The following is a 19,763-nucleotide window of genomic DNA, read 5'->3' on the forward strand; positions in this document are numbered from 1 at the left end:
AAAAATCCTTTAGTAATCAACTTTTGCGAAACAGATCAAATTCCCTCTGTACGTGCAGGGTAATATCAATTGCCTGGAACTTACCTGCTTACTGAATTGGGGCATAAATTCATACCCTTCGTCTAATGTTCTGAATACCGGATTACGTTTAGTTGTTCCATCGGCAGCTATACTATAGTCCGATAATAATTGCCTTTTTCTTTCCACAAGGTTATATAAAAAATGAATTTGTCCGCCTGTATTAAAATTAATGAACGACAGATAGTTGTCATTTTCTTCCGCAAATTGCTCCTTGCTGATTATCCTGCACCATTCCATAGCTGAATGCTTATCAAAGCTTATTGCAATTATATTATTGTAAATGAATTTTGTATTGGGTGTGTTATTAAAGCTATAAAACGACCGGTAGAAAGGATCATAATAATTATAGTATCGATAGTAATTTGCATAAGGAGAATACAAATTATCCCATCGGTTCCAGGGATTAGTATTGAGTGTTTGGGTATAATAATCTTCAGCTATCAGTATGTAGCCACCATCTTTTCTCACTATTATATTTTTAATAAAATAATTGTTGAATGCCGCTTTTACAGAAGCATCTTTCTTCGCCAAAGACCGAATAGTATCATCTAATGGCAAGTAACTATTCACTACAACAGAATCTGCCGGCCGATCCCATATCGCCGAAAACAAGCCAACAACATTGCCTCGCTTTTGCTTATAGTAAAATGAATTCAGGAGATATCGCTTGTTCGCATTATCTATTTTTAACTTAACCTCATCCAGAAAAAGATCATTCAATTGTATTTTATGCCATAATAATGTATCCTTTATCGGAGGCTTCACTAAAATTTGAAGATTGGCCAGCACTTCAGTATTGCCTATCGTTGAAGACTTGGTAAATACAAAATTACCTTCATTATCCAGCGAAAAATTATTGTATACATCTCTTCTTTCTATATAAGGTAATGTATAATTGTCTTTACTTATTTTTTGCAATTGATTATCGAACAGCAGTGTTGCAAAGTTCAATTTCTCATTCTTATTCTGAATTTTGAAAATAGAAATATATTGTTTGTTCTCACTGTTAATGACACTGTAAATCTTATTATCCCCCAGGAAACCGATTTCAGTAGTATCTAACGTAACAGGCTTATCTAACATATTACCTGCTGCATCCAGCTTAACTGCCTTACAATAAACGACCCGCTTTTTCTGATATTGATAAATTAGATAGAGAAAATCCGGATAAGTAATAAAATCAACATTGAAAGTTTTACCTTCTATAAAATCAAGTGGTTTCTTTTCTATCAATTTCATGCTATCATCATATACAGAAATAGCATACTTAAAACGAATATTTTTAAATATCAGGATATTGCTTTTTACCTTGCCGATAATTTCAAAATCCATATCACGATTATCCACTGCTAAAGGTTCAGTATAAAGAATCCGCTGAGCAGATGAAAAAACCGGCAATAACAAAAACAATAATATCTTCAGCAATCCTGCTCTCATACGATGATTTTTTGCACTCTAAATTTACGGCATAAAAATTTACAGCTCATTAATTTTTAAGCAAATAAACTTTATTTAACTTATTTTGTATTATAATCATGAAAACTGTTTTAATTACAGGAGGTACCGGATTAGTAGGTAAAACACTTACTAAATTTTTGCTGCAAAAAGGATACCATGTAATTATCCTTAGCAGAAAAAAAAATCCTTCAGCAAATAGTGATGCAAACATTGAATTTGCCCAATGGAATGTAGATGAACAAACCGTTGATATTGCCGCTGTGCAAAAAGCAGATTACATCATTCATTTGGCAGGTGCAGGAGTGGTAGACAAAAAATGGACAGATTCTTATAAAGCTGAAATACGCAACAGTCGTACATTAAGCAGTAAACTATTAATTGATACTTTAAGAGACAATACGAATAAAGTAAAAGCAGTTGTGAGTGCATCTGCTATTGGCTGGTACAAACCAACAGATAAATTACATACAGAGGATGAGCCTGCAGACGAAAGCTTCTTAGGTGAAACCTGTAAGCTTTGGGAAGAAAGCGTATTGCCATTTGCAGCACTTGATAAAAGACTGGTGACGTTAAGGATAGGTATTGTATTGAGTAATGATGGTGGCGCTTTAGTTGAATTTAAAAAACCTATCCGATTGGGTATAGCTGCAATTTTAGGAACCGGGAAGCAAATCGTTAGCTGGATACATATTAATGACCTATGCAATCTTTTCATCAATGCTATTGAAAATGAGCAATGGACAGGGACCTACAATGCGGTTGCACCAACACCCGTCAGCAACAAAGAACTTACACTGCTACTAGCTAATAAAATGAAAGGAAAGTTTTTTATCCCTGTACATATCCCTGCATTCGTTTTAAAAATAATAATGGGCAACAGGAGCATTGAAGTATTAAAGAGTAATGAAGTGAGCAGTACTAAAGTTCAACGAACGGGGTTCGAATTTTTATATCCCACCTGTAAAGAAGCTGTAGAAGACCTATGTAGTTAATCTTTGATTTTATTCAGTATCATATAAGTCTCCTTGTGAAGAAAGTATCTCTCTGTATTTACTGAAAAGCTTTGTCTTGGAAATAAATCCGACAAACTTTTTATCCTCTTCCAATACTGGTAAATACCAACTTTGAGTAGCATCAAACTTTTGCATCACTGTATTGGCATCTTCTCCTCTTCTTAATACTTCCGGAGGTTTTCTCATCAATGACTTAACAGAAATTTTATCAAACCGCTCAGGTTGAAATAATTTTTGTTTAACATCATTCAACTCTATAATACCTGCAAACCTCCCCTTATTATCATGTACTGCAAATATATTTTTCTCACTATGCTTGATTATTTCAACCAGGTCTTTCAATTTCTTATCAATGCAGATACTTTCATATTTATCCTGAATAATATCATCTATTTGTATTGAGGTTAAAATATTCTTTTCTTTCTTATGGGTGAATATCTCTCCATCCATAGCCAGTTTTTTTGTCTCCATCGAAAAAGGCTCATATGTTTTAACAATGAAAAAAGAAATCGATGAAACGATCATTAACGGGATGAACAGCTCATATCCGTTGGTGATTTCTGCAATTAAAAATATAGCTGTTAAAGGGCAATACATCACTCCACTTAAAACACCGGCCATCCCTATAAGTGTAAAATTTCCTTCGGGAATTTTTATCGATGGGATACTGTTGATCAGTTTAGAAAAGAAGAAACCAAGGTATGACCCAACAAATAACGAAGGTGCAAAATTACCTCCGTTACCTCCACTACCGATAGTGATAGCAGCAGCGATCGGCTTAAACAATACGATCAAAGCAGCAAAAGACAACAACCCCCAGTGATCACCCAGTTTTGATAGCAAGCTCGTATTATCATCAAAGGTATTCAGGGATCCATCTGCAAGCAACTTAATACTGTGGTACCCCTCACCAAATAATGGTGGAAATAAAAAATATAAACACAACAATAACATTCCTCCTACTATTGCTTTTATATACCCATTTATTTTCCAGCCATGCACTCTTCTTTCTGTAAACTTAAACATCCTGGCATAATACAAAGAGATCAATCCCGCCAACAAGCCTAATAAAACATAGAATGGAATATTCTTATAATTGAAATTTTGCTTTAATACAAAATTGAATAAAAATGCTTCCTGCAATATTATTTTCGAACACAAGGCTCCAACTACTGAAGAAATAATAAGAGGAATAAAATAACTGACAATAGTTTCAGCAAGTAATACCTCAATGGTAAACATTACTCCTGCGATCGGCGCATTAAATACCGCAGAAATTCCGGCTGCAGCGCCGCAGGCAATTAATAAAGTTCTTTCCTGATAATTCAGATCACTGATTCGGGAAATATTTGAACCAACAGCAGAACCTGTTGCAACAATTGGCGCTTCAAGCCCAACCGAGCCTCCCAGTCCTACTGTAAAGGAACTTGTAAGAACATGTGCATACGTATCCTTTAACGGAATAAAAGAAGATTTTCTTGCAATAGCTTTTAATACCATCGCAATCCCTTTGTCTATCTGCCCGCCAAAAAGATACCTGATAATAAAAACTGTTACTAATAATCCTATAGTGGGAAATAATAAAAAAGCGAAATGTGAAACAGGGATCCTTTCAATCCACTGTTGAAGATAATGCACCAGTGTTTTTAATAAGACGGCAACCATACCAGACACCAATCCTACCAATGTAGCGATCAGCATCATAAATTGTATTCTGCTTAATTTAGTTCGTAATAAATTGGCAATTCTTTGATAAAGTATTTTTATGGCCATCAATTACATCCATTTAATTGGAATACAAATATACAGTCGCAAAAATCAATTCCGCAAAGGCTTTCCACTCTTGAGTACAGATTGTATTCTTTCCAGAGTTTTCTTTTCGCCACATAATGACAAAAAAGCTTCTCTCTCAAGATTAAGTAAATATTGCTCACTTACTAAAGTTGGTTCACTCAAATCACCGCCACACATTACATATGCTAATTTTTTAGCAACAGTGGCATCGTGTGCAGTTGCATAGTTAGCCGTTTGCATACCATTGATGCCAGCCAGCAATGTTCCTAAAGCAGTTCTCCCTAAAACTTTAATATCCTTACGCTGAACCGGCATCACATACCCATCGTCAAACAGATCGATCACAGCTTGTTTTGCTTCTGCAATTCTTCTTCCCTGGTTAATACTAATTCTATCATTACCATTTCTATAAATCCCTAGTTCAAATGCTTCGTGTGCCGAGGTAGCAACTTTTGCTGTAGCAATGGTGAGAAAGCGATTTTGTAAAGTAAGCGTATCCACTTCTCCTACATGCATTTCGTCTGCGGCCCTTAATACAAATTCTTTTGTACCTGCACCACCCGGAATAACACCAATGCCCACTTCTACCAAACCGGTATAAGTTTCTGCAGCAGCAATCACTTTATCCGCATGCAAACTCATTTCGCAGGCACCACCCAACGCTAAACCGTGTGGAGCTACTACTACCGGAATGCTCGAATATCTAACCCTCATTATTGTTTGCTGAAACTGGCGAATAGCCATATCTATTTCATCATAATCTTGTTCTATGGCCAGCATAAATATCATTCCAACATTAGCTCCTGCACTAAAATTGGTCCCGTCATTTGCTATTACTAATCCTTTATATTTTTCTTCCGCTAATGCAATTGATCTTTGAATACCTTCTAATACCTCGCCGCCAATACTACCCATTTTGGTATACCATTCCAGCCCTAATACATCATTCCCCAAATGATACGTTCTACAGGCAGAGTTTTTCCAAACTGTCTGACCTTCAAAGTTTTTCATTACAATAAATGCATCACCACCTGGCATAGCTAAATAAGACTTACTACTAACATCATAGCACAAACGCTTTCCGTTTTCGATTTTATAAAAAGATCTAGCACCACTTGCCAACATATCTTCTATCCAAAAAGCTACTTTATAACCGGCAGCTTTCATCGCCTCGACAGTTTTTGCAACACCTAATACATCCCAACTTTCAAAAGCTCCTATCTCCCAACCAAAACCAGCCATCATCGCATCATCTACCCTATATAATTCATCACTTATTTCAGGAATACGATGAGAAATATAAGAGAATAAACTGTAATGAAACTGACGATAAAAATCTCCTGCCTTATCTGTACCCGAACACAGGGCTTTCAATCTAGTTTTGAGATCTTCTATTGGTTTAGCTGTTTCTACCGTAGCAAATTTTGCCTTCACTCTCGGTTCGTAAGTCATCGTTGATAAATTCAACGTTTGAATATCCTTTGCGCCATCTGCTCCTTTTATTTTTTTAAAGAATCCCTGTGCTGTCTTATCTCCTAGCCAATTATTCTCTACCATTTTATTTAACCAAGAGGGGATAACAAACTGTTCTTTTGCTTCGTCATCAGGACAATTATCATACACTCCTTTAGCTACCTTTACCAATGTATCAATACCTACAACATCTGCGGTTCTGAAAGTGGCTGATTTAGGCCGACCGATGATCGGACCTGTTAATGCGTCTACTTCGTCTATGCTTAACTGTAACTTATCCATTGCATTCATTATAGCCATCATTCCAAACACACCTATACGATTTGCTATAAATGCAGGTGTATCTTTACAAAGAACTGTCGTTTTACCTAGATACAGATCTCCGTAATTCATTAAAAAATCAACGACCGAACTATCCGTGAACGGTGTTGGAATAATTTCCAATAAACGTAAATATCTTGGAGGATTAAAAAAATGTGTGCCGCAAAAATGCTTTTTAAAATCATCACTTCTACCTTCCGTCATCATATGAATGGGAATCCCTGATGTATTAGATGTGATCAATGTTCCGGGTTTACGATATTTCTCTACTTCTGTAAAAACCGCTTGCTTGATATCTAATCTTTCTACCACTACTTCTATCACCCAATCACAATCGGCAATATCTTTCATATTGTCTGTGAAATTTCCTGTCGCAATTTTCTTACTAACATCCTTTGTATAAACCGGAGATGGATTTGATTTGATTGCAGCAGCCAATGCGTCATTTACGATTTTATTTTTTTCAGCTGGTCTGGCATCAATGGCTACATCTTTTGGTTGAATATCCAACAGTAATACCTGCAGACCAACCCCTGCAAAATGACAAGCAATTCTGCTGCCCATTACACCACTTCCTAATACAGCGACTTTTTTTATGTTTCTTTTAGACATATGGCAAAAATTAGTTAGTTAAACAACTATTATACCTCTAAGGTAGTTTTTATCTGCAAATATTTTTTCAAGATGAGTAAATTATTTTATAATCAATTTATAAATAAACAATATGTATAAAGCAATTAAAGAGACATAGTTTGGAACAAGGATAATTGAAAGAAATAATTTATTAAAAAATTATATTGATTTTTTAATATATATTAATGTGTAGCAATTACAATAATACATCGGAAAATACGTTTACTTCCGTTAAATCCCTTAATCTAATGACAAACCTGGCTGCTAAACTAGTAAACGCTAGTGAATCGAAATTATCGGTAATCTATAAGTCGTCGTTTCGTATCAGCGATTTGTTAAACTCAGTTCCTGAAGCTATAATTACGACCGACACACATTTCAACATAACCGGATTGAATCCTGTTGCAGAACAAATTTATGGTTCCCCCTTAAATGAAGCTGTTGGGCAACCACTTTTTGACTTCATCAGATTCGAATTTATTGGCTCAACTACACGTGAAGAAGCAATCAGCCATTTACAGAAACATGAATTCTGGAGTGGAGATATTATCTATTACACGTCTACAAATCAAAAAGTTTTTTTTAATACCCGTTGTACACTCATCAAAGATGATACAGGTAAAGTATCCGGAATTGTAATTGTAAACAGTAATATAACTGAGAAAGTAATTCAAAGAAAAAATCTTGATCTGGCAGAAAAAAAATATGAAACAGTAGTTGAATCATTGTCTGATGGTGTAATGATGATTGGAGCTGATGGCAGAATTGCTACTGCAAACAAAAGAGCTATTGAGATCCTTGGATTAACAGAAGACGAAATTAACGGTAAAGTGATAGCTTGCCCAAGTTGGAAAACAATCAAGCAAGATGGCAGCCCATTTCCCATAAATGAATTCCCCGCTATTGTTACACTGGAAACAGGAATTGAACAAAATAATGTAATAATGGGGATTGCAAAACCAGATGGTAATATTGTATGGATATCGATCAATAGCAGAGGCATATTTAAAGAAGGGGCAACAAAACCAAATGCGGTGGTTGCTTCATTTGAAGATATAACGAATATTATCGAAGCAAATAAAAAATTACAACAAAGCGAAATTCTTTTTAGTTCATTTATCAATAACAGTCAAACAGCCAATTGGATCTATGATGAGGATGGTTATGTAGTGGTAGCCAATAATGAATATAATAAAATAAGCAATTTCCCGGAAAATGCAATTGGTAAACATATCACAGAGATCTTTCCGAATGAATATGGCAAGCAATTAATTGAAAGAAATAAAAACTTTTTTGAAACCGGCAAACCTGCAATTTTTGAAAGCACATTACCACAGGCAGATGGCTCTCACAGAAGTTTTTTATCTTATCTTTTTTTAATTACAATACCCGGAAATAAAAGATTGATCGGTGGACAGGCTATTGACATCACCGAACAAAAAAATGCGCTTCAAAAATTACAAGACAGTGAAGTGCTCTTCAGAGGCTTTATGACAAATAGCCAAAATCTTGGATGGGTATATGATGAAGATGGAAATTTCGTCTATGGCAATCCTTTACTGATGGAAACACTAGGAATTGATGAAGAAGCCCTTGGAAGAAATATAACAACACTACCTTATTTGGGAATTGCAAAGCAAATTCTGATCAAAAATAAAAAAGTACTGGCCACAGGAGAAGCAATCATATCTGAAGATAAATTGATCGACAAACATGGCAATGTCAAACATTTCATTGCTCACTATTTCTTACTCCCTTTTGGGAATAAAAAAAGATTTGTTGGCGGACATGCATTGGATATCACCGAAAGAAAAAAAATTGAAAGTGAATTATTGAACGAACAGATACAAAAACAAAAACAGATCAATCAGGCCACTATCGAAGCGCAGGAAAAAGAAAGAAACAGGATCAGCGAAGAATTGCACGATAATGTTAACCAATTATTGATGAGTTCAAAATTACATATTGGTGCCGCTAAAAAAAATCAGGGCAACCAGGATGAATTATTAAGCAAGGCAACCGAATATTTAATGATGGCTGTAGATGAGATCAGGTCTCTTTCAAAATCACTTAGCACCAAAGTGGTATCTGTAGTAGGACTCGAAAAAGGAATTGCTGATATAGCAGAGAATCTGGAAAAATTAAATAATATAACCGTTGAGACAGATATTAGTGAAGCAGTAATAGACAAGCTCTCCACAGAGCAAAAATTAATGGTATTCAGGATAGTACAGGAACAAACTAATAATATTATCAAGTATTCTGGTGCCAGCAAAACATCTATATCTATCCATGAAAAAAATGGCAAATGCCAGCTTAGTATTGTCGACAACGGAAAAGGTTTTGACAAGAAAACACAAAAAAGTAAAGGCATCGGCCTGATCAATATCTTTAATCGTGCTGATGCCTATAATGGTAAAGTAGATATTGAAACCTCTCCTGGAAATGGATGTGCAATAACTATTTCTTTTCCGTTTTTATACTTTTAAATCAACTTACTCCGGCTCCGGAATCAATGATATTTTCTGGCTTAACAAAATGCAGCTTTCCGGCTGTATCTTCTGCCATTAATATCATTCCGTTGCTTTCTATGCCTCTCATTTTACGAGGCGCTAGATTGGCTACAACTACCACTTGCTTATTAACTATCTCATCCGGGGAAAAATGCAATGCAATACCGCTAACAATGGTTCTCTTTTCAAACCCAAGATCAACTTCCAGTTTCAATAATTTATCAGCCTTTTCTACTTTTTCAGCAGAAAGTATTGTCCCTACCTTCAGATCTATCTTTGCAAAATCATCGAAAACTATTTCTGGTTTTAGATTTGATACCGGAGGTGTGGCTTCTTCAATTTTCGGTGTTTCCATTTTAACTAATCCTGATTTTAATTTTTCAATTTGAGCCGCTATTTCTTCGTCCTCAATTTTTCTGAACAACAATTGAGGTTCTCTCAAACTATAACCAACACTCAATAATTTGATCTTCCCTGCATTGTCCCAATCCAGCATTTTATCAACTACCTTCATCATCGCCAGCATCTTCTGGGCTGTAGTGGGCAAAAACGGATTGATAAATATCGCCAGATTAGCCGTTAATTGCAAACATAAGTGTAAGCAATTGTCAATACTTTTCTGTGCATCTGTCGTCGGTCTGCCATCGTCAGCCGTCTGCTTTGCAACGATCCAGGGTTCTTTTTCCTGCATGTATTTATTACCGGTTCTTGCCAGATCAATTACAGCAAATAATGCATCTCTGAACTTATATTCTTCAAGATTATTTTGAATTTTCAATTTTGAATTTTCAATTTCTGCAATTAATGCTTTATCTTTTTCATCCAGTACATCTTGATGTAATGGCGGTACTTTTCCTCCGCATAATTTATGCATCAATACCCAGGTACGATTTACAAAATTGCCGAAGATGCTTACCAACTCACTGTTATTTCTATCCTGAAAATCTTTCCAGGTAAAATCATTGTCTTTTGTTTCAGGTGCATTCGCACATAATACATAACGTAATACATCTTCACAACCCGGAAAATCCTTAATGTACTCATGTACCCATACGGCCCAATTACGACTGGTAGATACCTTCTCTCCTTCAATATTTAAAAATTCATTTGCAGGAACATTATCTGGCAATACAAAACCACCATGCGCTTTCAACATTGCAGGAAAAATGATACAATGAAAAACGATATTATCTTTTCCAATAAAATGTACAAGTTTGGTGTCTTCCTTACACCAGTAATCAGCCCAATGTTCTGTCAATTCTTTGGTGGCACTGATATAACCTATAGGCGCATCAAACCAAACGTATAACACTTTACCTTCTGCGTCCGGCAACGGAACTTTAATTCCCCAATTGCTATCTCTCGTCATAGCACGGCTTTGCAAACCATTATCCAGCCAACTTTTACATTGACCATATACATTGTTCTTCCATTCTTTATGTCCGTCAATGATCCATTCTTTTAACCATGCCTCATAATTCTGTAAAGGAAAATACCAATGCTTTGTCGTCTTTTTCACCGGCACAGCATCACTCAATGCACTTCTTGGATTGATCAATTGTTCCGGGGATAATGTGCTGCCGCATTTTTCACACTGATCACCATATGCATTCGGATTAGCACAAACCGGGCAAGTGCCGGTAATATACCTGTCTGCTAAAAATGTTTTAGTGGTCTCATCATAATACTGTTCGGTTTCTTTTTCTTCAAACAAACCGGCATCGTACAACTTTGTAAAAAAAGCCGAAGCTGTCTCATGATGTCCTTTATTAGACGTACGGGAATAAATATCAAAGGAGATACCCATCTGCTCCATACTTTCTTTGATCAAAGCATGGTATCTATCTACCACCTGTTGGGGAGTAATGCCTTCCTTCATTGCACGGATTGTAATAGGCACTCCGTGTTCATCGCTACCACCTATAAACTTTACATCTCTTTTCTGAGCCCGTTGGTAACGTACATAAATATCGGCCGGTAAATAGCATCCTGCCAGATGGCCGATATGCACCGGACCATTGGCGTAAGGTAATGCAGCCGTAACTAAATATCTTGATGGATTATTCATCTAATTTTAAATTTATCTCGTTGGTTCATTTTTAATTACTCATCCAGTAATATATCCCTACCCAAACAAAAGCAAAAAAAGCTATAGCAATGATGTCATTTTTTAATTCCACCAGCTTTTTCTTCTTAACTAAAAGCTGGAAAATTATATACCCCACAAAAGCTATAAAGGCTATGATTGCCTGAATGAAACGCATATTGATTGAATTATTCCGGCAAAAATACCTAATCAATTGCCAAATGCGAAATTTGAGTAAAAGGAACAAAAAAGCCACCATTTTCATGGTAGCTCTTTGCTCTCGCTGTTACGGTTTATTATTGATCTAATTTGACCAATGACTTTTTAATATCTGCATTAGAGGCCAACTCATATTTTATACCTTTAACCTCTTGTTCTCCTGTTATGGCCGCTGTCACAGAATATACTTTTTCTCCTTCTTTGTTAATGCCAATACTGATTATTTTTACGGGCTCTCCTACAGGTATATTTTTAAATACAACTTTACTGCCATTATACTCTCCGGCTATCATTGAATTGATATTATCGAAAACCAACATGGTATAATAATTTTGAGCATCATCCCCCAGATCAGTATAATATGATATCTTCTTACGACTGTCAGAATAAAATCTATCGCAATTGATCCATCCCAACTGAGTAATATTCAGGTGGTATTTTTCTTGTATATTTTTTATGATGGCTGAAGACTGATCATTGCCCGGCAACACCATTCCCCCGTTCAATTTATTCTGAAGCGCATTTGTTATACCGTTATCACCAAGACCGTTACCGTTTTTGCGAAGTATTTGTCTTGTAGCAGTTCCCTGCAATTTATATTTATCGGCGTATCCTTTCTCCACCCACATTGAATCACCTATATTTTCTCCGTACTGATGCTCAAAAGCTCTGTTCCCATTATCAACCTTAAATAAATTTTTAATATTCGACCTCAATTTTATTTTATAATATCCATACTTTTCCTTCAACATTCTTTTTAGTGCTGCTTTGGATATTTTTAAACTATCTCCTGTAATAAAATACCCGATCTCTCCTTTGCGTTTTTGTTTCGTTTTGTATGGTTGATCGGTGATATTCAATACTCTTACCTCTGTTACTAATTGAGTTCTGGAGAAATTTCGTCCTTGTGGTATCCAGTTAATAGCGTTACCTGTTTTATCTCCATTAAACAATTCCATTCCTGTCATGTTGATGCTACTCGTATCAGGCATGAACAATGTTAGCGGTATATTATTATTAATTTTTACCTCATTGCCTTTATACGTGGCTGTTACATGTATCATGCCCCCTGTTACCAATTGTGCATCATTGCTTGTAGTACTTAGCCAGTTTTCTATAATATCTGATCGTTTGTAATACTCTGTCAGCCTAACTTCCACCTCAGTACCGCCACCAAGGCTGTTTACAGGAATAAGAATAGTTGTTCCTTCTGCAGCCGTGAGCAAAGTATCTTTTGTATTATTAATGATAAATTGTTGAGGAACTTTAACGAATTGATCCTTCAATTGATCTAATAAAGAAACTCTGTTGAGTTTGTTTCCCGGAGTTTTATCAGTAGCAGCTAATGTGTCAACAAAATCTGCTGCTACCCCATTACCCATATCCGTAAATGGCAATGTAATTATATTTTTATTTGTGCCCTGACTGATTTCTATTTTTTTAATCGGGATAACTGTCGAAGCTGTAACAATTGTATCGGACAGAGAAGGAATCTTCGGTATAATTGTCGCAGTAGTAACAGGAGATTCTTTATCAATTTTTTTTATGCTGAATTTCTGATACCCTACATACAACAAAGTAATAATAGCCAATCCAATTGCTCCACCGATCAATTTCCCTTGATTATTTACCCTCAGTTTAGATACCGGAACATTTGGTTGCAATATAGCCTGCATCTTTTGCCAATGCTCATCCATATGGCTGAGATCGGGTAACTGCTGATCTTCCAACTGCCGAAGTTTATTTTCAATATTGTTATTATCCTGCTGCATTTGTTTTTAGTTGAGGTTCGGAAAGGTCTTCTAATTTTTGTTTCAATATTTTTTTTGCTTCACTTACATGCCACTTGCTGGTATTATCACTAATCGATAAAATTTCTCCGATCTGTTTATGAGTAAACCCTTCATACACAAACAAATTAAATACTGTTGCAGTGGTGGGTGGTAATTGAGCGATCATCTGCCGAATTTCTTTTCCTGCTACCAGGTCAAAAGCATCAGGAGAAAGGACGGGCTCTTCCTGAGAAATATAGGGTACAGATTCTTTGAATATATTCTTCTTCTTACAAAAATCAATACTGCAATTGATCACAATTGTTTTGATCCATGATAATAATTTGCCTTCGTCTGTATATTTATGAATGTTCTTAAAAACCCGAAGCATTGCATCATTGTATATAGTACCGGCTCCATCAGCATCCACGGCATACCTAAAGCAAACCTTTATCATATCAGGATAACATAACTTATAAAGTGCCTGTTGGCTCTGCAGATCGTTATTTCTGCAGCCTTCCACCAATATGTCCAGATTATTGTTCAAAAATCGTCGTTTGGTTAAAAAATTGTCCATCTAACATATAGAACTATAGATGGATGAAAAAGGGTTGGGTAGTCTTTAAAATAAATATACCTATTTCGGATGGGCTACTTCAACGTAAAATAATTATTTTCACTCAATCAAACATATTTAATGGAACGTAAGTCATTTCTCTCCTCAATTATCCCCTTAGGTGCCGTATTAAGTGGTATGGTAAAAGGTGAAGAAACACTTACTACGGATAAAGTTTCAAAAATACCTCCATACCTAAAAGAAGGGGATGTGATTGGCATTACTTCCCCGGCTGGATATATTACTTTAGAAGATGTGCAACCTGCTGTCAAAAAATTAGAAGAATGGGGGTATACTGTAAAAATTGGAAATACTATTGGTAAACGTGATTTTACATTTGGAGGTACGGATGAGGAACGTCTTGAAGACCTGCAGGAAATGTTACACGACAGAGATATAAAGGCAGTAATGTGTGCAAGAGGTGGTTATGGTTTAGTAAGGATAATCGACAAGATCAATTTTACAGAATTTAAAAAATATCCAAAATGGATCATTGGTTTTAGTGATGTAACTGTATTGCATAACCATATCAACAGAAATTTTGGAATAGCTACAATACATAGCAAAATGTGCAATAGTTTTCCGGATGATTGGAGTAAGGCAGATGAAAGTCAGATCATTTCAATACACAGTATTCGGATGTGTTTGACAAATGAAAAAATACATTATGCTTTTTTACCTAATCCAAAAAACAGGCTCGGAAATGTTAAAGGGGAATTGGTTGGTGGTAATTTAAGAACAATTGAAAATCTTGCCGGCACAAAAAGTGACCTCATTACAAAAAATAAAATTTTATTTGTAGAAGATACCGGCGAATACTTGTACAGTATTGACAGGATGTTCTGGAATCTACAACGCACAGGAAAACTATCGCAATTAAAAGGGTTGATCATCGGTGGCTTTAAAACCAAACCTGATGACCCGGGAGAAGAATTCGGAAAATCAATTGAAGAAATTGTTCTTGAAAAAGTAAAAGAATATAATTACCCTGTCTGTTTTAACTTTCCGGTTGGGCATCAAAAAGAAAACTTTGCATTAAAATGCGGCGTATTTTATAACCTAGATTGTACTGAATTCACCTGCATATTAACAGAAATATAATGATCAAAATTCCTCCATACTTAAAAAAAGGCGACACTATCGGCATTACATGCCCTGCTGGGTACATGGTTAAAGAAAAAGCACAAACATGTATTGATACTTTGCAGAGCTGGGGTTTCCAGGTAATGGTTGGCAAAACATTGGGCAGTAATTCAGCAAATTATTTTTCAGGGAATGATGAACAACGTTTGAATGAGCTGCAGGCGATGCTGGATGACGATTCTATCAATGCCATCCTTTGCGGACGAGGTGGATATGGAGTTGGCAGAATCATTGATCAACTTGATTTTACAAGATTTAAGAAGAAGCCAAAATGGATCATTGGCTTTAGTGATATCACTGTGTTGCATTGTCATTTAAACAGCAAAATAAAAGTAGCATCCATGCATGCTCCAATGGCTGCTGCATTCAATGAAGGAAAGAATGAATTTATACAATCATTGCATAAAACAATGACTGGTAAAAAAGGAAAGTATAAATGTGCCCCACATCTATTTAACAAAACAGGCAAGGCCTCAGGCGAATTGGTTGGAGGTAATTTAGCTTTATTGGCAAATATGATCGGTACAGCATCAGACCTCAATACAAAAAATAAAATTTTATTTATTGAAGATGTGGGTGAATATACCTACAGTGTAGACAGAATGATGTATCAATTAAAAAGAAGCAGAAAGCTTGAAAAGCTTGCAGGACTTATTATTGGTGGCTTTACAGACATGAAAGACACCGAAAGACCTTTTGGAAAAAATGTCTATGAAGCTATTAAAGATATACTTCAAGAATATAACTATCCTGTTTGTTTTAATTTTCCCGTAAGTCATGATAAAGAGAATTATGCATTAAAGGTAGGAGTCAGTTATGAACTGACAATTACCAATAAACTAGTTACATTATCTGAGGTTTAAAAGACTATCCAGCTTTTGATGAAACAAGGGGAAATCATTTAAATTATGATGAGTGCCTTTTTCAATAGTTATAAACTCATCCGAAGATTTTAAAACAGTTTTTAATCTTGCTGCATTTCTATACGGAATTACACCATCGTTCGTTCCGTGAAAAACAGTTATCGGCACCTGCACTTCCTTCAAATATTGATATGTAGGGATCCTATATTTCGACATTCGTGTTGTTGGATAAATGGGAGCGTATGATGCAAATAAAGCCGGAATGCTATAGTAAGGTGTTTCAAGAATTAATCGTTTGCATTTTTTTTCTGAAGCCACATAAGCTGAAACACCAGTCCCAAAAGACTTTCCGAAGATAATGATACTATCTGCTTTGTATTTGGATGCCGCAAGTTCATATACAACTTTAGCTTCCTCATATATTTTTTTTTCATTCCGCTCTCCTACACTTTTTCCAAAACCGGGATAATCTTCCATCCAAACTTCATAACCATGCTTTGTAAAATTGTCTGCATATTTTGCATATCGGTTAATATTTTCTTTATTGCCATGATAATAGAGCACAACTCCTTTTCTCAGAGAATCTTTCGGAAAAAACTTAACCAGATTAATTGTATCCGTTTTGCTGAATGCTATATCAACCTCTTCAAACGGAGCATCAAATTGATATTTGTAATCTCTTGATAGCGCTTCGGGATGAAATAAGAAATAATCTTGCAAAGAATACAAAGCAATACCCACACCACAATAAATAATTATCATGATCTTTATCCAACGAAAGAATTTTGCCTTTAAAGAATTATCCATTCTTAATTATCAATTAATATTTAAGTATATCTCTTATAAAATTATGATACTCTGGAAATGTTGGCAGATTATTATGTCCACCACCAATTATACGGATCAATGTAATTTTTCTTGGATTTAATGCCTGCAATTTTTCACTCTGACTTACAGGTATCAACCAATCTTTTGTGCCATGCAAAATATATGTATGACAATTTACCTTCCTGATCCATTTGTCTGTACGAAGATGATAGCGTAAAATATATTTTACAGGCAAGATTGGTAAAAACCGTTGTACAGTTTTTCTAAAACTAAAATACGGGGCATCCAGAATGAGGTACCTGGGCATATTATCGGCTGCCAGTTTCGCCGCAAACCCACTACCAAGGCTTCTTCCATAAATTATTATATGATTTTCATGATAGGTAGCAGTTAGGGTATTATACACAAACTGCATATCGGTTAACATATCTTTTTCGCTACGTTTACCGGTACTTTTCCCAAATCCCCTGTAGTCTACTAATACTACATCATATTTATACCTGTAAAAATCTTTCGCATATTTTGCCCACCCTTTGATACTACGACTATTACCATGAAAATACAAGATCAACCCCAACGGATTTTCCACATGAAAATGTAATCCGTTTATGCTTACGCCTTCCTCTACATTAAAAAATAGTTCTCTGAAAGGAGCATCATATTTATATTGAAAATCCTGTTGTAATTTTTCGGGCTTAAAAATAAATTTATCCTGCAGGAAAAATGCAATAACAGACAGCACAACAATGCCAACAAGAATATATAAAATTATGTGGAGCAAAGTCCTATATTATGATTAACTGAATAGAAAAGTCTATCCTAACTCTTCTTCCTCTTCTTCATCATGGTATACTCTCTGTAACTTAAGCTTACTTACCGGAGCTACGATCAATGGGAATTTTTCTACCTGTACATTACTTTGTATTAAACCGAAACCTTTTTCTTCACTCAAAGAAATTTCTTTGAACCAGAAATACAGTTTCATGATAATGCGTTCCATAAACGGTAATTCATTGTCCTGAGACAAGAATTTTTCCATAACGATAAATTGAAAATCTCCCACCACATTATTTCTTTGTTGACTTTCGTACCGGCTGGTTACATTCACTTCTCTGTTAGCAACCAGATCTTCTACCACCTTTTTAAACATCAGGTTTAATCTTGGCGCTACTCTGAAGCCCAGCCTGAATTCCACACGTATAATATCATTAGGAATAATATGCTCTACCACATATTCGCAGGTATATGGATCATCCAATGTGTCAACATGCACAAACCAATAAATATCAGCTCGTTTTGGTTTACCACTCAGTATCGAATATATGATCTTGTGTTCAATTTCTTTAGGATTGTCTGCACTTGTTAAATACACCAAATGCGTAGCATATTTTGGCACGGTAACATCGCTGCTCAATTCTTCCAACTTAGAAATATATTCTTCCAGGCGTACAAACTCAACATACCTGTTTTTAATTTTCCTTGCCCGATACCATACGTACATTACTGCAAACAATCCACCTCCTACCAATAAAGCTACATATCCGCCATGAGGGAATTTATCCAAGTTGGCAATTAAAAACCCTATTTCGATCGTTAAAAAAACTGCTAAGAAAAGATAGATAAGAAATGCAGGTGTTCTTCGAGATACCAGGTAATTGGAGAATAAAATAGTTGTTGCCAACATACATAATGTAATAGCTAAACCATATGCAGCACCCATTGCACTGGATGTTTGAAAATATATCACAATAAAACAACAGCCGGCAAAAAGTAAAGTATTGATTCCCGGAATATATAATTGCCCCTTAGCTTCACTCGGGTAATTGATCTTCATCTTAGGCCATAGATTTAATCGTATGGCTTCACTGATCAATGTAAATGATCCGCTAATTAATGCCTGGCTTGCAATGATAGCAGCAGCAGTAGCAATAATGATCCCTACAAACAAGAACCAATGTGGCATTACCTCAAAAAAAGGATTTTGCATTGGCAAGGCTCCGGGTATCGTTTTAGAGAGGTGTCCTGTAGCAAATATTTTTCCTGTATGGTTGTGTAATAGCCATGCTCCCTGGCCCAGGTAATTAAGAATAAGCGCAGACTTTACAAAGATCCAGGTGTAACGAATATTGGCTCTTCCGCAATGCCCCAGATCACTATATAATGCCTCGGCACCAGTAGTACATAAGAACACTGCTCCCAACAATAAAAAACCATTAGGGTAATTAGTCAATAATTTAATAGCATAGTAAGGATTAAATGCTTTGAAAATACTAAGATCATCGGATATATGCATTACTCCTAAAATTGCCAACATGCTAAACCATATAAGCATGATGGGGCCAAACATTTTTCCTATGGAAGCTGTACCAAACTGTTGCATAAAAAACAAGACAGTCAATATCCCTAATATAATAAAAATGATATTGCTTTCTGAAATATCACTGAGCGCAGGAATATTACGTAAGCCTTCTATTGCTGAAGCCACCGAAATTGGTGGCGTGATCATCCCATCCGCAAGTAGGGCTGCTCCTCCAATCATTGCCGGAATAACCAGCCATTTTTTTTGCCTTCGTACCAGCGTATACAAAGAGAAGATCCCTCCCTCACCACGGTTATCTGCTTTTAGCGTAAGTATTACATATTTTACTGTGGTTTGTAAAGTCAATGTCCAAATAATACATGACAGGCCTCCAATAATTAAAAGAGGTTCAATCATTTTGCCATTGATAATTTCACTAAAAACGTAAAGCGGAGATGTTCCTATATCGCCATAAATAATTCCTAAAGCAACAATTAATCCTGCGGCTGTTACTTTGTTAACGTGTTTGTTCACTACAGATTGTTTTTGGTAAGATGGCTTTTACTATCCAACCGGTTGCATATAAGTACCAGATTCAATTAGAAGCCAACACAAATGTATATTGAAAAATAGAATTTCTCCCTATTTTAA

At 35.7% G+C, this 19,763-nt stretch carries 13 protein-coding genes; 4 read left to right on the plus strand and 9 right to left on the minus strand.

The window, feature by feature from the left end; translation table 11 throughout:
• Window positions 1–9: 9 nt before the first annotated feature.
• On the minus strand, window positions 10–1,518 hold the full coding sequence (locus tag LK994_RS02155; protein ID WP_229761238.1) for a hypothetical protein: 1,509 nt from the start codon (window positions 1,516–1,518) through the stop codon (window positions 10–12).
• A 98-nt stretch (window positions 1,519–1,616) separates the two neighbouring features.
• Here LK994_RS02155 and LK994_RS02160 point away from each other — a divergent pair, with 98 nt between their 5' ends.
• Complete coding sequence (locus LK994_RS02160) at window positions 1,617–2,531, plus strand: TIGR01777 family oxidoreductase (RefSeq protein ID WP_229761239.1); 915 nt, start codon at window positions 1,617–1,619, stop codon at window positions 2,529–2,531.
• A gap of 9 nt (window positions 2,532–2,540) precedes the next feature.
• Here LK994_RS02160 and LK994_RS02165 read toward each other — a convergent pair whose 3' ends face one another.
• Complete coding sequence (locus LK994_RS02165; RefSeq protein WP_229761240.1) at window positions 2,541–4,325, minus strand: chloride channel protein; 1,785 nt, start codon at window positions 4,323–4,325, stop codon at window positions 2,541–2,543.
• A gap of 45 nt (window positions 4,326–4,370) precedes the next feature.
• A complete protein-coding gene (locus LK994_RS02170) occupies window positions 4,371–6,752 on the minus strand; it encodes a 3-hydroxyacyl-CoA dehydrogenase/enoyl-CoA hydratase family protein (RefSeq protein ID WP_229761241.1) in 2,382 nt (793 codons plus the stop codon).
• A gap of 269 nt (window positions 6,753–7,021) precedes the next feature.
• Here LK994_RS02170 and LK994_RS02175 point away from each other — a divergent pair, with 269 nt between their 5' ends.
• A complete protein-coding gene (locus LK994_RS02175; RefSeq protein ID WP_229761242.1) occupies window positions 7,022–9,262 on the plus strand; it encodes a PAS domain-containing sensor histidine kinase in 2,241 nt (746 codons plus the stop codon).
• 1 nt (window position 9,263) lies between these two features.
• Here LK994_RS02175 and metG read toward each other — a convergent pair whose 3' ends face one another.
• From metG to LK994_RS02190, 3 genes are all read right to left on the minus strand, one after another.
• On the minus strand, window positions 9,264–11,354 hold the full coding sequence (gene metG / locus LK994_RS02180; protein ID WP_229761243.1) for a methionine--tRNA ligase: 2,091 nt from the start codon (window positions 11,352–11,354) through the stop codon (window positions 9,264–9,266).
• A gap of 314 nt (window positions 11,355–11,668) precedes the next feature.
• Window positions 11,669–13,363, minus strand: coding sequence for a hypothetical protein (locus LK994_RS02185; protein WP_229761244.1), 1,695 nt, complete (start codon window positions 13,361–13,363; stop codon window positions 11,669–11,671).
• Window positions 13,350–13,910 carry an RNA polymerase sigma factor gene (locus LK994_RS02190; protein WP_229761245.1) on the minus strand — a complete coding sequence of 187 codons (561 nt, stop codon included), beginning with the start codon at window positions 13,908–13,910 and terminating at the stop codon, window positions 13,350–13,352. The genes LK994_RS02185 and LK994_RS02190 overlap by 14 nt, the downstream gene beginning before the upstream one ends.
• A gap of 150 nt (window positions 13,911–14,060) precedes the next feature.
• On the opposite strand from LK994_RS02190, the gene LK994_RS02195 reads away from it, so the two are divergent.
• Window positions 14,061–15,080, plus strand: a complete 1,020-nt coding sequence (locus LK994_RS02195; RefSeq protein ID WP_229761246.1) for a S66 peptidase family protein — start codon at window positions 14,061–14,063, stop codon at window positions 15,078–15,080.
• Window positions 15,080–15,985 carry a S66 peptidase family protein gene (locus LK994_RS02200; RefSeq protein ID WP_229761247.1) on the plus strand — a complete coding sequence of 302 codons (906 nt, stop codon included), beginning with the start codon at window positions 15,080–15,082 and terminating at the stop codon, window positions 15,983–15,985. The genes LK994_RS02195 and LK994_RS02200 overlap by 1 nt, the downstream gene beginning before the upstream one ends.
• On the opposite strand, the gene LK994_RS02205 is transcribed toward LK994_RS02200, so the two are convergent.
• Genes LK994_RS02205 through LK994_RS02215 form a run of 3 tightly spaced genes read right to left on the minus strand, consistent with a single transcriptional unit; the run spans window position 15,971 to window position 19,646 of the window.
• Window positions 15,971–16,792: an alpha/beta hydrolase gene (locus LK994_RS02205; RefSeq protein WP_229761248.1), complete on the minus strand. Its 822-nt coding sequence runs from the start codon at window positions 16,790–16,792 to the stop codon at window positions 15,971–15,973. The genes LK994_RS02200 and LK994_RS02205 overlap by 15 nt on opposite strands.
• A 13-nt stretch (window positions 16,793–16,805) precedes the next feature.
• Window positions 16,806–17,594, minus strand: coding sequence for an alpha/beta hydrolase (locus LK994_RS02210; protein WP_229761249.1), 789 nt, complete (start codon window positions 17,592–17,594; stop codon window positions 16,806–16,808).
• A 33-nt stretch (window positions 17,595–17,627) separates the two neighbouring features.
• Complete coding sequence (locus LK994_RS02215; RefSeq protein WP_229761250.1) at window positions 17,628–19,646, minus strand: KUP/HAK/KT family potassium transporter; 2,019 nt, start codon at window positions 19,644–19,646, stop codon at window positions 17,628–17,630.
• Between the last annotated feature and the right edge of the window lie 117 nt (window positions 19,647–19,763).

Origin of the sequence: Ferruginibacter lapsinanis (assembly GCF_020783315.1) — a bacterium.
GTDB classification, from domain to species: domain Bacteria; phylum Bacteroidota; class Bacteroidia; order Chitinophagales; family Chitinophagaceae; genus Ferruginibacter; species Ferruginibacter lapsinanis.